The following is a 751-nucleotide window of genomic DNA, read 5'->3' on the forward strand; positions in this document are numbered from 1 at the left end:
AGCGACTGTCAACCAAGACCAGTGTAAGACAAACTGCAACAGGAATGGAAGTAGAAATAAGCGTAAGACTAAAATCCACTTTAGCCCATTTAAAGTGGAAATAAACTTTTCAGTTCAGTCGGAAAAGAAAGTTGCAAAATATGTAAATTATTTGTTGACAAGGAGAATCACTTCTGATAGAATAATCATTGTTCGCTGAGCGAACAGAAAATGTTTGTAAATACGGCAGTATGGAGAGGTATCGAAGTGGTCATAACGAGGCGGTCTTGAAAACCGTTTGTCCGCAAGGGCGCGTGGGTTCGAATCCCACCCTCTCCGCTTTATACAGACAGTCCTGGAGAAATACCCAAGAGGCTGAAGGGGCTCCCCTGGAAAGGGAGTAGGTCGTTAATAGCGGCGCGAGGGTTCAAATCCCTCTTTCTCCGTTTCGCAGGAATAAAAATGTCAAAAAACTCTTGACATTACACAACTGCGATGGTAAAATAAACAAGCTTACACTGATGATGCAGAAAAGCGGAATCACAACAGTTTACTGACGAGCGTGCTTGAAAAAAAATAAAAAAAGTGCTTGACAGAAACGAGCGGATGTGATAACCTAATATAGCTGTCGCGAGAGAGCGGCAACGAAAACTAAGAACTTTGATAACTGAACAATAGACAACGATCCCTGAAAATTCATGAGAATTATTCAGAACAAGGAACTTCAAGTTCCACAAACCAGACAACAGTAACGGGATGGATTAGCGAGAGT

Annotated in this window: 2 tRNA genes; both read left to right on the forward strand. The window is 41.8% G+C overall.

Annotation, left to right across the window (positions count from 1 at the left end):
- Positions 1-232: 232 nt before the first annotated feature.
- A tRNA-Ser gene (locus tag B5G11_RS16080) sits at positions 233-318 on the forward strand.
- A gap of 18 nt (positions 319-336) precedes the next feature.
- Positions 337-425, forward strand: a tRNA-Ser gene (locus tag B5G11_RS16085).
- Positions 426-751: the final 326 nt, after the last annotated feature.

The organism is Drancourtella sp. An57 (assembly GCF_002161525.1).
GTDB lineage: Bacteria > Bacillota > Clostridia > Lachnospirales > Lachnospiraceae > Sellimonas > Sellimonas catena.